The organism is Mobiluncus mulieris, assembly GCF_014204735.1.
Taxonomy (GTDB): Bacteria; Actinomycetota; Actinomycetes; order Actinomycetales; family Actinomycetaceae; genus Mobiluncus; species Mobiluncus mulieris.
In genome coordinates this window covers 480,366-493,769 of record NZ_JACHMA010000001.1, presented here as the reverse complement: position 1 = coordinate 493,769, position 13,404 = coordinate 480,366, and the positions used below count along the sequence as shown (strand labels likewise).

General features: G+C 56.9%; 13 protein-coding genes. 6 read left to right on the top strand and 7 right to left on the bottom strand.

Annotation, left to right across the window (positions count from 1 at the left end):
• Window positions 1-5 precede the first annotated feature (5 nt).
• Window positions 6-887 carry a PHP domain-containing protein gene (locus F4555_RS02250; protein ID WP_004012812.1) on the bottom strand — a complete coding sequence of 294 codons (882 nt, stop codon included), beginning with the start codon at window positions 885-887 and terminating at the stop codon, window positions 6-8.
• 30 nt (window positions 888-917) lie between these two features.
• Here F4555_RS02250 and F4555_RS02245 point away from each other — a divergent pair, with 30 nt between their 5' ends.
• A complete protein-coding gene (locus F4555_RS02245) occupies window positions 918-2,426 on the top strand; it encodes an aminopeptidase P family protein (RefSeq protein ID WP_004012813.1) in 1,509 nt (502 codons plus the stop codon).
• A 90-nt stretch (window positions 2,427-2,516) separates the two neighbouring features.
• On the opposite strand, the gene F4555_RS02240 is transcribed toward F4555_RS02245, so the two are convergent.
• Window positions 2,517-4,523 carry an acyltransferase family protein gene (locus F4555_RS02240; protein ID WP_004012814.1) on the bottom strand — a complete coding sequence of 669 codons (2,007 nt, stop codon included), beginning with the start codon at window positions 4,521-4,523 and terminating at the stop codon, window positions 2,517-2,519.
• Between the two features lie 97 nt (window positions 4,524-4,620).
• On the opposite strand from F4555_RS02240, the gene F4555_RS02235 reads away from it, so the two are divergent.
• Window positions 4,621-5,754 carry an Mrp/NBP35 family ATP-binding protein gene (locus tag F4555_RS02235; protein ID WP_004012815.1) on the top strand — a complete coding sequence of 378 codons (1,134 nt, stop codon included), beginning with the start codon at window positions 4,621-4,623 and terminating at the stop codon, window positions 5,752-5,754.
• 45 nt (window positions 5,755-5,799) lie between these two features.
• On the opposite strand, the gene F4555_RS02230 is transcribed toward F4555_RS02235, so the two are convergent.
• The 4 genes from F4555_RS02230 to F4555_RS02215 form a co-directional block, all read right to left on the bottom strand.
• Window positions 5,800-6,366, bottom strand: a complete 567-nt coding sequence (locus tag F4555_RS02230; protein WP_004015174.1) for an O-methyltransferase — start codon at window positions 6,364-6,366, stop codon at window positions 5,800-5,802.
• A 105-nt stretch (window positions 6,367-6,471) separates the two neighbouring features.
• Window positions 6,472-6,639, bottom strand: a complete 168-nt coding sequence (locus F4555_RS02225) for a DUF3117 domain-containing protein (protein WP_004012817.1) — start codon at window positions 6,637-6,639, stop codon at window positions 6,472-6,474.
• An 88-nt stretch (window positions 6,640-6,727) separates the two neighbouring features.
• Window positions 6,728-7,453, bottom strand: coding sequence for an LOG family protein (locus F4555_RS02220; RefSeq protein ID WP_004012818.1), 726 nt, complete (start codon window positions 7,451-7,453; stop codon window positions 6,728-6,730).
• A gap of 92 nt (window positions 7,454-7,545) precedes the next feature.
• Complete coding sequence (locus F4555_RS02215) at window positions 7,546-8,904, bottom strand: sugar phosphate nucleotidyltransferase (RefSeq protein WP_004017066.1); 1,359 nt, start codon at window positions 8,902-8,904, stop codon at window positions 7,546-7,548.
• Window positions 8,905-8,991: 87 nt separating this feature from the next.
• On the opposite strand from F4555_RS02215, the gene F4555_RS02210 reads away from it, so the two are divergent.
• The 4 genes from F4555_RS02210 (at window position 8,992) to F4555_RS02195 (ending at window position 12,779) form a co-directional block, all read left to right on the top strand.
• The gene (locus F4555_RS02210) at window positions 8,992-9,642 is read left to right on the top strand and encodes a 2'-5' RNA ligase family protein (protein ID WP_103758923.1); all 651 of its coding nucleotides are present in this window, start codon (window positions 8,992-8,994) and stop codon (window positions 9,640-9,642) included.
• 47 nt (window positions 9,643-9,689) lie between these two features.
• On the top strand, window positions 9,690-10,559 hold the full coding sequence (locus tag F4555_RS02205) for an exodeoxyribonuclease III (protein ID WP_103758922.1): 870 nt from the start codon (window positions 9,690-9,692) through the stop codon (window positions 10,557-10,559).
• A gap of 372 nt (window positions 10,560-10,931) precedes the next feature.
• Window positions 10,932-11,495: a hypothetical protein gene (locus F4555_RS02200; RefSeq protein WP_103758921.1), complete on the top strand. Its 564-nt coding sequence runs from the start codon at window positions 10,932-10,934 to the stop codon at window positions 11,493-11,495.
• A gap of 720 nt (window positions 11,496-12,215) precedes the next feature.
• A complete protein-coding gene (locus tag F4555_RS02195) occupies window positions 12,216-12,779 on the top strand; it encodes a hypothetical protein (protein WP_115325498.1) in 564 nt (187 codons plus the stop codon).
• A 386-nt stretch (window positions 12,780-13,165) separates the two neighbouring features.
• Here F4555_RS02195 and F4555_RS02190 read toward each other — a convergent pair whose 3' ends face one another.
• A complete protein-coding gene (locus F4555_RS02190; RefSeq protein WP_155812130.1) occupies window positions 13,166-13,306 on the bottom strand; it encodes a hypothetical protein in 141 nt (46 codons plus the stop codon).
• Window positions 13,307-13,404: the final 98 nt, after the last annotated feature.

Below are 13,404 nucleotides of genomic sequence, written 5' to 3'. Positions count from 1 at the left end.
GGGGTTTAGTTTCGGGTTGGCAGCTCTCCTAACAGCGGGGTAGCACCCCGCTGCAAAATGGGCTCTAAGCTTGACGACGGCATCAGGTTCTCTCCCAACACGTTAGGTTTGCCCCGCCCGTGATAATCCGAGCCCCCCGAGACAAACAGTCCCAGTTCCTCGGCCAAGCCCAGCGCCAGGTCACGTGGTGCCGCGCCGAGTTCGCGGTGATAAACCTCAATGCCCGCCACCCCGGCTCGCGCCAAGTCGCGTACCGTATCGGCTTGCAACGGCCTTTTGCCGCGTTTAGCAGCAAAAGGATGGGCGATTACCGGCACTCCCCCATCCGCTAGCCCGGCCGCCACTACCTCGAAGGTGTCCACCACCGGGCGAGACACGTAATACGGGGAATGCGGGCCAAGCACCCGATCGAAAGCCTCGGATCGGGTCGCGAAATACCCCTTTTTCACCAAGGCATCCCCCAAATGCGGGCGCCCTGGGGTTAAGCCGGGCACCTCGGCGATGACCTCTGCCCAGGTAATCGGATAATCAGTGCTAATGTTTTCCACCATGCGTTGCAGGCGCACTAGCCGCTCGTCGTGCACATTTTGCAGCACGGCGCGCAAATGTCCACGACTCGGGTCAGGCAGATACACCAGCAGGTGGACGGGCTGTAACCCCACTGAGGTCGAAATCTCGGAACCCAAAAGCACCGCCGGTGGATTGGCGCCAGCAGCCAGTAACTCGGCATGCGCCTCATGAAACGATGCCCAGTGGTCAAAAGTATCGTGATCCACGGCACCCACCACATCCAAACCAACCTCGCGCGCCCTAAGCAACAGGTCGCGGGGGGCATCCGTGCCGTCAGATAGCGCGGAATGCACATGGGGGTCGATATGCAGCTCCATAACCCTAGTCTAGCGACGTAAGATAGAAACATGTCGAATCAGAAAGAAACCCGCTCTAAGAACCGTTCTCGCCAACCCAAATCCCCCGAATTTAAGAAATTCATGGGGGCAAACTGGGGGGCGCGTCCCACCGATGGGTATGAGCGCAGCGAAGCCGTGCCTTTCGCTTCGGCACGACGCGAAAAACTGGGGAAACAGTTCGCGGGAATACGCCTGGTAATTCCCGCCGGTGCCCTGGTGACACGGAACAACGACTGTGACTACCGTTTCCGCCCGCACTCGGCTTTTGCGCATTTGACTGGGCTGGGAACCGACCGACAGCCCAATGCCGTGTTGGTGTTGGATCCCGCGACTAAAGACCCTGCTGATGGCGAGACCACCCATACCGCCACGATCTACTTCCGTCCCCGCGCCTCACGCCAATCCGAAGAATTCTATGCCAATGCGCGTTACGGGGAGCTATGGGTCGGAGTGCGCCCCAGCCTGGAAGAATTCGAGCGCATGAGTGGCATTCACTGTGAGCCTCTCGATGCCCTCCCCGAGGCCTTGGCCAAAAACGCGGGCGAGGTAGACTTCGCGTTGGTAGCGACCTCTGATACAGAAACCACCGACTTGGTGAACCAGATACGCCAAAAAGCGGGACAAGACCCCGAGTCGGCTGCGAAACTGGACGAAAAACTGGAAGAAGCCCTTTCAGAGCTGCGTCTGCGTAAAGACTCGTGGGAAATCGACCAGATGCGACGTGCCATCGCTGCCACCAAGGAAGGCTTTGAACAGGCAATTCGTTCCTTCCCTCGGGCTTGTGCCCATTTCCGGGGTGAACGGGTTATCGAAGGTGCCTTCGGGGCGCGCGCCCGGGAACTGGGCAACGGACTGGGATACGACACGATTGCAGCTTCCGGCGAGCACGCCGCCACCTTGCATTGGATTGTCAACGACGGGGTGGTGCGTGATGGGGACGTGATTTTGATGGATGCCGGGGTGGAGCTCGACTCGCTCTATACCGCTGATATCACCCGTACCATGCCAATAAACGGGCACTTCACCCCGGTGCAACGTCGCATCTATCAGGCCGTGTTGGACGCTGCCGACGCGGCTTTCGAACGCGCCAACCAACCGGGATGTATTTTTGCTGAGGTGCACGAGGCTGCCATGGAAGTCATCGCGAAACGCCTGGATGAATGGGGTTTCCTGCCGGTGTCTTGGGAAGAATCCCTAGAGTCAAACGGACAGTATCACCGTCGGTGGATGGTACACGGTACTTCGCATCACCTGGGCTTGGATGTACACGATTGTGCCCAGGCGCGTCGCGAAATGTATACCGAAGCCAAGCTAGAGCCGGGCATGATTTTCACGATTGAGCCGGGGCTGTATTTCCGTAAGGACGACCTGGCTGTCCCCGAGGAATATCGCGGGATTTCAGTGCGCATCGAGGACGACATCCTGGTGCGCGAAGACGGCTCCTGTGAACGACTCTCCGAGGGGATTGCGCGCGACACGGATGCGGTGGAAGCCTGGGTGCAGGGACTCCTGGGTTAGGCCGGGTTAGTAGGCCGGGCGAGATTCCGCGGTTTAGCCCGCCGTCAGGGCACGCACCTCATGAACCGGCCATTACCCCACCAATGTGACTTAGTGGGCAAACTGTTGCAACGCGTCGTAAATCAACTGGGTGTATATATCTTGGCCTGCCGGTTGGGGGTGTACCGAATCGCTGGCCAATAACTCCGGATGTGGCGCAATCGCCCGATCCCAGGGCGCAACCTTTACCCGGTCAGGATACTCGCCCGCCAAGGAATACATGGTCTGGTTGGAAATCTGAATCCATTGCTGGGAAGGCTTACCGAAGCCAGTGACGAACACGATTTTCGTGGTGGGCGGCAATTCGCTCAAGAGGTTTTGTCCGTCTTGGACGCGGAAGGTAGAGTTCGTGGCCAGCGCAAACACCAGGTAGGGGCGCAGCGTGCCTTGGTCTCGCATAGCGCGCATAATCGAAAAACCCGCGATGCTGGAGCGGGAAACTTCGGCGTTCACGTTGATTCCCGGCAGTTTCGCGGCCAGTTTCGGTACCGATGCCAGGGTAACTGAATCCCCGATTACGTCGACTTGGCTGCCGTCTATAGGTGTCGGGGTGGGGCTGGGGGTGTTTTTCACCTCGGTTTCATGAGGTGCCGGCATCCTCGAAGCCTTTTCTCCAGGGGTGGGATGCCCGGGATTCGGGGTAGTGTCCGCCGGGGATTTATCCGCTGGTTGCTGGGCTTTGTCCCCCGCTTTACCCGGGGTTTTCGCGGGTAAAGCAGGATGTTTTTTCATGAAGTCCTGGCCTTTTTCCACCAGGATAGCCGCGCTGGTTTTAGCGGGAGCCACCACCAAAGCAGCACCTAATGGAGCCACCGCCAGCGCCAATACCGCCACGGCTGCCAGCAGCTGTTGCACCGGCTGCCATTTTTTGAGGCGAACCGGACGCCACGCCCGGAGGGTTACAAGGATTCCCTGGCGCCTCATGGGCTGTTCCACAAAGGTATACGACAGGTGCGCGGCAAGTATCGCCACCACGGTGATAACCGTCAAAGCCTGCCATTGGGGCAAATCGGGGGCGATTCCCATCACAATTAGGTAAACCGGCCAGTGCCACAGGTATAGGGAATAGGAACGCACCCCCAGCCACACCAGGGGGCGCCAACTGAGGAATTCCACCAAGACTTGTCCCGGCCCACTGACCCCAGAGATTTCCTCCATACAGGTTTGGATAATCCCCACCGTCAGGAAGCTGACCGCAAACACACCCCAGGGATAGGTAAAATTGTCCGTGTCGTGCAAGGTCAGGAAGCTAGCGATTACTCCAATCGTGCCCAGCCAGGCGGCCAATCCCCGGATTCGCACCGTCGCGTTATCCAAGTAGTGCGGTGTGTTTTCCAGAGCCGAGGGGAACAGCAAGGCTAGCATCGCGCCCAGCATCAGCCCGAAAGCATGGGTGTCGGTACCCTCGTAGATGCGGGTTAGATTCCCGCCGAGAGCTTGCAAGATGGCCATTTCTGCTACTGAGGCCGCCGCGAGCAACACTGGCACCACCCAGCGGTGGCGGTTCGGTAACAGGAATGCTCCCAGCAGCACCAGCGGCCACACCAGGTAGAACTGCTGTTCCACCGCTAAAGTCCACATATTGGACAGGAACTGGGGGTTGGCTCGGTCGAAGTAAGACTGCGCAAATATCACGTTGAGCCAGTTGTAGGTAAAAGTCAGGGAACCCAAGACCTGCCGGGCAATTCCCACCAAGTAATCCCGATTCACCAAAGCGGCTATAGGCACCGTAATCAGTACCGTAAGAGTTACGGCCGGGAAGAGACGGCGCAGGCGCCGCACCCAAAAACTGCGCACCCGGATTTTCCCAGTCAAACGCCGCTCCTGAGTAAGCATCGCGGTAATTAGGAAACCCGAAAGCACAAAAAATACATCCACCCCCATGAACCCGCCGGGCATCCAGTTGGGGGCAACGTGGTAGACCAAAACCGCCAGTGCCGCCAGCGCTCTAAGCCCGTCTAAACCACGCAGATAGTAGCGCGGCTTGGAGGCGTTTTCGCTGGTAGTATCACGTTTAACGGCGGGTTTCTGCGTTTTTTTCTCTGAGCCCAAAACCAAAGCCGAACTTCCCTTTCCGCGAGTAAAACCTGAAGCCTAGGATTCCAGCCTAGTCTCGGTTCGGTATTTTTCTGAATAAGAATATAGCATTGAACCCATGGCCGTTACTACTGATGAACTAAGAAAAGTACTGGAAAAAGTCAAGGATCCCGAGATTAATCGTCCTATCACCGATCTGGACATGGTGCGCAATATTTCTGTCGATGCCGACGGCGCGGTCGAGGTTGAGATTGCCTTGACCATTGCGGGTTGCCCGATGCAAAGCCAGATAGAGCGTGATGTTTATGCGGCGCTGGCGGCGGTTGACGGGGTCACCAGCGTTAACGTCATCATGAGGGGCATGTCGGAAGCCGAGCGCGGGGCTTTGAAGGAACGTTTGATGGGTGAGCGTCCCGTGATTCCTTTCTCACAGCCAGGCAACCTGACCCGGGTTTATGCGATTACCTCCGGTAAGGGCGGGGTCGGGAAGTCGTCTATCACCGCGAATCTGGCGGTGGCACTGGCCGATTTGGGCTTGCAAGTGGGTGTGTTGGATTGCGATATTTACGGGTTTTCCATCCCGCGCATGTTGGGGATTGGCGATGCCCAACCCACCCCGGTGGGAAACATGATGATGCCCCCGGTGGCGCACGGGGTGAAAGCCATCTCGATGGGCATGTTTGTGCCCGACGGACAGCCGGTGGTGTGGCGCGGCCCGATGCTGCATCGCGCCTTGGAACAGTTCCTCTCTGAGACCTATTGGGGGGATTTGGATGTGCTGTTGCTGGATTTGCCGCCCGGGACTGGCGACGTGGCGATTTCGGTGGGACAGTTGCTGCCCACCGCCGAGATTATCGTGGTGACCACCCCGCAACAGGCCGCTGCCGAGGTCGCGGAACGCGCGGGTTCGATTGGCAGCGTCACCAACCAAAAGGTCGCGGGGGTAATTGAGAACATGAGTTACCTGCAAGGACCCGATGGCACCCGCATGGAGATTTTCGGCAGCGGCGGGGGCGAAACCGTGGCCAGGCGCTTGGCGACCTTGCTGGGTTACCCGGTGCCTTTGCTGGGTCAGATTCCCATGGAACAGGCCTATCGTGAAGCCAGCGATTCGGGCACACCAATCGTACTTTCCCCCGATGCCAAGGACGGTTCTTCGCTGGCCGGGGCGGCTTTGCGCGGTATCGCGACGGAACTAAAGACCCGTTCCCAGTCTCTGAAGGGGCACCGCCTGAACCTAATGGTGAAATAGGCCGGTTCATGAGGTGCTAGGGGATAAATACTCAAGACGAAGCGACTAGCGGTTCTTGATGGCCACCAACAGCCCATCCCCGCAGGTCAGCAGGTTTTCGGTCCAGGAGTCGGATTCGCGGATTGCCCGCAGCACCTCGCGCAGCGCCACGGTGTCGGGTTCACGGCGCGCCGGGTCAGCCACCGAATCCCGCCACAGGGCGTGAGGCACCACCAGCACGCCCCCCGGACGCAGCGCCTCTAGCAGCAAATCGACATAAGCCTGGGTTTCCTGGGGGTCGGCATCGATAATCGCCATGTCATAGACCCCGCGACTCATGCGCGGCAACACTTGCAACGCCCGACCGGTAATCATCCGCACCCTCGTCAGGGGCACCCCCGAACGACTGAGCAGCTCGCGGGCAATCTGGTGAATCTGTGCCTCCGAGTCAATGGTGGTCAACACACCCTCTGTCGGCATCCCCGCCAGCGTCCACAGAGTAGAAACCCCCGCCCCGGTACCTACCTCGATTACCGACTTCGCCCCGGTCGCTCCCGCCAGCATCCGCAACGCCGCCCCGGTCGCGGGGGAAACTGGAGTTGCACCAAGTTCTTCACCCCGGGCGCGCGCCACCGCGATATTCTCCGATTCAAGTAAAAAATCCTCGGCGTATGACCAGCTAAGCGTCTTATCAGCGGAAATAATAGGCTCCTTTGATTGGGATGATGTGGGCGAAGTCTACTTTACAAATTTTTCCAGTTCCTTCGCCAGCTGCGTGACTTCCTGGTCATTAAGCTCTATCACCAGACGCCCCCCACCATCAGCGGGAATACGCATCACATTACAGCGGGGTTCTTTTGTAACTTCCAAGGGTCCGTCCCCCGTACGGGGTTTCATGGCTGCCATCGATGCCTCTTTTCCAAAAAACGGTCGTGCTCTAATTATATAGAACTCTGGGACTTTTGGAGAGGCACAACCGCTTTTAAGCGAAGCCTTAACCAAGATGAGCCGTGTTTTCCACTACAATCCGCTGAGCCTCGGCGGCGGTGTCTACAACTTGGATAATCCCGGTTTCCTCTAGGTCGACCATGCCCTGTGCCACCAGACCATCTCGAACCCACCCCAGCAGCCCACTCCAGTAATCCTTGCCCACCAAAACGATGGGGAATTGCTTGATTTTATGGGTTTGCACCAAGGTGATGGCCTCGAAGAGCTCGTCAAGTGTCCCGAAACCACCGGGCAATACCACGAAAGCCTGGGCGTATTTCACAAACATGGTTTTACGCACAAAAAAATACCGGAATTCCACGCCTAAGTCGACGTACTGGTTCATGCCCTGTTCGTGGGGCAGTTCGATGCCCAAGCCAACCGAGAATCCCCCATTTTCGTGGGCACCCTTAGAGGCAGCTTCCATCAAACCCGGCCCCCCACCGGTAATCACGGCGTAGCCAGCCTCGGCAAAAGCCTTGCCGACTTCCTCACCTAACTGATAGAACTCACTGCCGGGTTGTACCCGCGCCGAGCCGAATACAGTGACGGCTTTTTTACCAATGTCGGCCAGGGATTCAAAGCCATCGACGAATTCTCCCATGATGCGCAACACCCGCCACGGGTCTCCATTCGTCCAGTCCGCGTCAAGGTTGGGGCGCAGCAGCTGCTGGTCAGCCAGTTCACGTTTGGCTCGATCCCGGGCAGCGCGGCGGTTCATAACGGTTCTCATAAACGATTTCCTTTACTGTTTTGTAACATAGCAATATTACATGGGTTTAGGCTTACGAATCACACTTGAGTCAGTTTTGCGGCAGCACCAGGTCAGTCTGCAGCGTCGCACTCGGGCCATTGTTCAGCGGCGAGGCTGGCGGCTTTCACGTCTTGGGCATGTTCCCGCGTAGTCACCAACAGTCGACCGTTTTCCTCGATTACCACCGCCCCGGGGATGCCCACTATCGCTATGCCGGCCAGTCCCGGGGCACGCACTAAGGCTCCGGGAGCGGCCACGGCGGTCGCAGGGGTTTCCGGGGTCAGATTCACGAGGGGATAGCCGGAGTTTCCGGCATTTTCCGAATTCCGCCCAGCGGGAGTTTCTGAATCCCCGGCGGGCTTTATGTCCGTTTTTTGTTGGATTCCGCCCGCTGAATCTCCGGTATTGTCGGCGGCAATACCGGCGTAAAGGTCATAGATGGCTGCCCAATCCCCGATATCCGACCAGTCAATGTCCGCCGGGGCGGGCGCGACCGCGACCGCCCCGCAGCGCGCCAGGGGCTCGGCCAACACCGTATCAATCGGGGCACGCGGCACCTGTCGCCACAATGCTAATTGTGCCTCAGAATCAAGGGTTTCCCCCGCCGCCGCCAGGGCGCGCAGAGCGGCCGGTGCGCCGGGCGCCTCGCGTTCCAAGGCCTCGAAAAACATGTCGGTGCGAAACACGAACATGCCGGCATTCCACAGGTAACGTCCGGTTTCCAGGTAGGCTCGGGCGGTGGTGGCGTCGGGTTTTTCGTGAAACCGTTTCACGAGGTGCCATCCCGGGTTTCCCGGCGCTTTGTCGCCGATTTCGATATATCCATATCCGGTGGCTGCTTCGGTCGGAGTGATACCAATTGTGGCGAGTTTCCCGGCCTCGGCTCCGGCTTTGGCCGCGCGCAAAGCGCGGGCGAAAGCCGGCGCATTCCCCAAATGGTGGTCGGCCGCAAAGGAACCCACCACCGCGGTTCCATACGCTTCTTCTACCACGGCCACGCCCAGCCCAATCGCGGCCAGGGAATCGCGTGCCTCGGGCTCTACCAGGAACCGGCTGGGAATCGCCAGCCCAAGGGCTTCGATTTGGGCTTGCAACGCCGGGGCGTGAGCCGCGCCGGTCACCCAGGTCAGGCTCGCCGCCAGAGGCGCGAGCCGCCGGGCGGTGTTTTGCGCCAAGGAGTATTTCCGGCTGGCACCTAATGAACCCACATTTAAAGTAGCCTCAGAAACCGACGCGCCGCCAACATCCCCAATGGCACCTCGTGAAGCCGGGGCACCCGCCGCCACGTCCGCACCCAAACCAACCCCGCGTGAACCCACCCCATCTGCGGCCGCATCAAGGGACAACAAAAACTTCGGACGTGCCGCCGTGGAAACCGGCCACAACCGCCGCCCCGCTCCCCCGGCGGGCACTAAAGCATGAAAATCCATAGAAAAATCATAGTCTGGCTCTCACCACCGACTCGACTGGCTGCCCGATGTCACCAAAAATTGCCAGTTATACCCGCAAACGCCACGATGGCGGGTATGCTGGGAGTCATGTATCTAGCCCCGCGTGAACCCGGCCAGGTGTATTTGGGAATGATTATCCCCCTGCCGGAGCCTTATGCCTCAGAATTGGCGAAAATAACCAAGACCCACGGCGTTCCCCCGCATATTACTATTGTGGAGCCGCGCCCGGTGAATCCCGAAGATGTGCCGTTGGTACGCGCCGAGGCCGAGCGGCTATGCGCCGATTTTTCGCCTTTCGTAATTAGTTTCGGCAATATCGGGGACTTTCGTCCGGTGTCCCCCGTGGTGTATATCGAGGTGCAACGCGGTTTCGAGACCTGCAAAGAGTTGGCGAAACGGCTGCGTTTCGGGCCACTCGCCGGCGAGGCGCGTTTCCCTTATTATCCCCATATTACGCTGGGCACGAATGTGACCGATGCGGATTTGGATTACGTTGCCCGGCTGTGTCGTCGCTCGCACGGATATTTCATGGTAGAAGGAATCGACTTGGACTTGGTGGAGCCCGAAGAGATTAAACCGGTCACCGTACTGCAGCTGGGCGGAGCGATTCGCACCGCCGAGATTCCACTGGCGGATGGAATCGCTGCTCTTGACGCGCAAGGACAGATTATTCCGGGGAGCGTCGCAAACCCTGAAATCCCCAGGAATAGTGCCTAGTTTCGTGGTTTGGCCGCGTTATAGTCCGACAGTATTGAAAGGAATATATGAAGATCACCACGGTTAATGTGAACGGGGTACGTGCCGCTTTCCGTAAGGGTTTCGGGGATTGGCTGGCGAATGACGATTCGGAGTTGTATTGCTTGCAAGAGGTTCGCGCCACTGTCGAGGATACCGTGACTCTGTTTGGGCCAGCTTTCGACGTGCGGGTGTGGCCATGCCGGATAAAAGGGCGCGCGGGGGTCGCTTTGGTGGCGCGTCGTGATTCGGCGTTTTCATTAGGGGACACTCGGGAAGGTTTGCCCGCAGCGCTCTATGACGGGTCCGGAGAGCCGGATGTGGATTCGGGGCGCTGGTTGGAAGCGGAGGTTTCACTGCCCGGTGGCGGGTCGTTGACCCTGGTCAGCGCCTATTTACATTCCGGGGAACTGGGGTCGGAAAAGCAGGAACAGAAACTTGCTTACCTGGAGCGAGCCACGAAGCGACTATCGGAACTGGCCGCAACGGCTCGCGCGGCCGGTGCGGGCGCTGCCCAAGCCTTGGTGTGTGGGGATTTCAACATTGTGCGCACCGAAAGAGATATTAAGAATTGGAAGCCGAACCACAATAAAGTCTCCGGCGTGATGGACGAGGAAATCGCGATACTGGACGCGTGGATGAGCGATTCCTTGGAGGGCACGGCGAAACATCCGGCGGTGGATGTGACCCGGGCGCTGCTGGGCGAGGTACAGGGCCCCTACACCTGGTGGTCGCAACGTGGCAAGGCTTTCGATAATGATGCCGGCTGGCGCATTGACTACCAAATGGCCACGCCCGGGCTGGCAACTCATGCAGCCGAAGTATCAGTTTGGCGGGCACCTAGCTATGCCGAACGCTGGTCCGACCACGCGCCGCTGAGCATCACGTACCAGATATAAGCACGCCCGGTGGCGTACCAACTCCAAGCCCCCCGCCCACGAACCTGGTCAAGCGCAGCTCACGGACAACGCGCCCTTCGCGCCCGATATAAAGTGTCGCGTATCCCCGCTTCGCTTTTGTTTTTCGGCTTCATGAGGTGCCATTCGGGGTGGCGAGTGTGGTTGGAATAATGGTCTGGTCTGGGGGGATGTGGGGTTTCAACATTTGTTGATGGGAAGTGTGTACATTTGGCGCTAGATTTCGGGTTCTTTCCGGTGGGAATATGGTTTTAGTTGCTAACCAGATATTAACGACTTTACCTCAGCAAAATACTGGGGCAATAACCACAAAACCCTAGCCAAGACCGGCTAAGCTAGTCGAAAGGAGGAATCATGAGATTCCAGAAACTGTTCAGTGTCGCCAGCGCCCTCGCCGTTGCCTCGGCCATCACTTTCACCGGAAGTGTAAGCGCCTTCGCCACAGATGCATCTCAGATTGACTCTGTAAGCCAATCTGTAATCGCTGGAATCCCGAGTGATGTGGCTGCCCAGTCAGCTGGAACCATCCATCAGATTAGTTCCTCAACTGCACTATGGCGGCTTTCGCAAGGAGTCAGCTTTGATGCCAAGAGCCTGACAGTTACTCAAAACGGCATCACCGAAAAATTGCCCACCACCGCAACCGACAAAAACGGAGTTCCGGTGCGTATAATATACCAAAAAAATCAATCTGGTATAGAAATTCGCACGGTTTTGATGTACCAGGACAGGGATGTCTGGAAGTGCATTCTAGGAACCGGTGGCGGTGCTATCCTAGGTGGAGGTAGCCTAGGCGCTGCCGGAGTGGGTGTCGGAACCGTATTTCCTGGTATAGGCAATGTAGCAGGCGGAGTCGGAGGCGCCATAATTGGAGTCATTGGAGGGGGGATGAGCGGTGCCGCAGCGTCCTGTTTCTAGAAAGAATATTTCGTGGTGGATTATTATCCCAATTCCGATACTGGGTGCATGTTCTGTTTTGCTTTTCTACGCACTCGGGATGCCCCTAAAGGAAGCGCTTCTTGAAAACAACATTCTCAGAGCATCATTTGCTTGTTTTGTTGCTCTTATTTTGATAAGAATAGCCCTGAACACGCAAAATCAGGATAATAATACTCCGGAGAATTAGATATATCCAACGATATATCCTTAACCAAATAGTCTGTGGAGGGTATTGGTATTACCGATATCCTCCACAGACTTCCTCGTCATCATCACAAGCGAGATTCACATCCTCGCGTTAAACACAAGATCGACGCATTCTGCGTAAGTCGGACGGTGGTGTGCTCATTTCTCTGGTTGCGTTTTCGTCGTAACCTTTCAGATGTCAAGGGTCATCGACATCAGGAGCATGAGGTACTGCGACGACGGTTGGATGTTTTGTGCTACAACTCGAAATGTCGCTTTCACAGGACACAGTGTCCGGCTGTACTCCTCGAAATAGTGTCTTGACCTGCACGGATATAGAATATCGACATTTGTTGATGGGAAGTGTCTGCATTTGGCGCTAGATTTCGGGTTCTTTCCGGTGGGAACATGGTTTTAGTCACCAACTAGAAGTGACTTTACTCCAATGAAACCACTGGAGCAGTAAACCAAAATATCCTAGCCAAATCGGCTAACCTATCGAAAGGAAGAAACATGAAACTCCAAAAATTCCTCAGTGTCGCCAGCACCCTCACGGTTGCCTCGGCCATCGCTTTCACCGGAAGTGTAAGCGCCTTCGCCACAGATGCCATCCCAGTGAATCATGCAGACCGCAGCACAATCACAACCACGCCAAATAATGCGAATGCGAGATCCGCTGGAACCATCCAGGTGGTGAACGAATCAACAGCGTTGTGGAAACTCTCTAAAGGAGTCAAATTCGATGATAAGACCCTGACAGTTACACAAAACGGTATCACTGAAAAACTGCCCACCACCGCAACCGACAAAAATGGATTGCCGGTATATGTCAACTATAAAAAAACTGGTCATGATATCGAGGTTCGTGTTAGCCCAATGTTCCAGGTTCGCGGATTCTGGCGTTGCATCGCTGGTGTAGGTGGTGGTGTTATCGGAGGTGGAACTGGCGGAGGTTTAGCTGGCGCGGCTGTAGGAACGATTACGTTACCCGTTGTGGGTACTGTAAGCGCAGGCGTAGTTGGCCTTATCGGAGGTGCAGTTGGAGGAGGGCTGAGCGGTGCCGCAGCCTTCTGCTAATACCGATAAGAATCTCTGGCCTTACATTGCCGGAATCGTTGTAGCTGCGACTCTAACAGGGGCACTCTTCCTCATGCTAGGAATGCCACGACCCAAAATTATCCTGAATCCGATAGTAGCCGGAGGATACGGGGTTGCTTTTGTTCTCACGTGTGTTCAACTCAAGCGAAACAGCGGGAAAGATAACAATACGGGATGGCCTAAAACATCTAGTCACTATCCTTGAACCTCTTGCGTAAGCCTGACTGTGGAGGGTGTCGGTAACACCGGTTCCCTCCACGACTTTCTCGCTCTCATCACTCGCGCCACGCCTTTCTGGATGTGACCCGCGTTGTTAGGCAAGATGCAAGGTTCGTGCATGAGGCACCCCGGGAATTCTTGATTAACTACCTAGATTCTTTGGGTGATAGCGATTCTACCGTGGCATAGGCTTCCAAGTAATTCTCCGCCAGCGTATCTGGGTCTATCAGCTCGTCCTTGTCCGCTGCCAAAACCGCGTCAAACTGCTCTAACCCATTCTCGCTCAAAGCATGTTGAATCTGATTTTGCACCTGAGCGGGAAGGCCATGCCAATAATGACGGATACAGTCACCCGCTGCACCGTAACCGTGTCCTTTTTCACCGA

Bases quoted from the DNA above. Each gene is read 5' to 3' on its own strand.
- F4555_RS02250 (WP_004012812.1), bottom strand. From the start codon at position 887: ATGGAGCTGCATATCGACCCCCATGTGCATTCCGCGCTATCTGACGGC.
- F4555_RS02245 (WP_004012813.1), top strand. From the start codon at position 918: ATGTCGAATCAGAAAGAAACCCGCTCTAAGAACCGTTCTCGCCAACCC.
- F4555_RS02235 (WP_004012815.1), top strand. From the start codon at position 4,621: ATGGCCGTTACTACTGATGAACTAAGAAAAGTACTGGAAAAAGTCAAG.
- F4555_RS02225 (WP_004012817.1), bottom strand. From the start codon at position 6,639: ATGGCAGCCATGAAACCCCGTACGGGGGACGGACCCTTGGAAGTTACA.
- F4555_RS02220 (WP_004012818.1), bottom strand. From the start codon at position 7,453: ATGAGAACCGTTATGAACCGCCGCGCTGCCCGGGATCGAGCCAAACGT.
- F4555_RS02215 (WP_004017066.1), bottom strand. From the start codon at position 8,904: ATGGATTTTCATGCTTTAGTGCCCGCCGGGGGAGCGGGGCGGCGGTTG.
- F4555_RS02210 (WP_103758923.1), top strand. From the start codon at position 8,992: ATGGCGGGTATGCTGGGAGTCATGTATCTAGCCCCGCGTGAACCCGGC.
- F4555_RS02205 (WP_103758922.1), top strand. From the start codon at position 9,690: ATGAAGATCACCACGGTTAATGTGAACGGGGTACGTGCCGCTTTCCGT.
- F4555_RS02200 (WP_103758921.1), top strand. From the start codon at position 10,932: ATGAGATTCCAGAAACTGTTCAGTGTCGCCAGCGCCCTCGCCGTTGCC.
- F4555_RS02195 (WP_115325498.1), top strand. From the start codon at position 12,216: ATGAAACTCCAAAAATTCCTCAGTGTCGCCAGCACCCTCACGGTTGCC.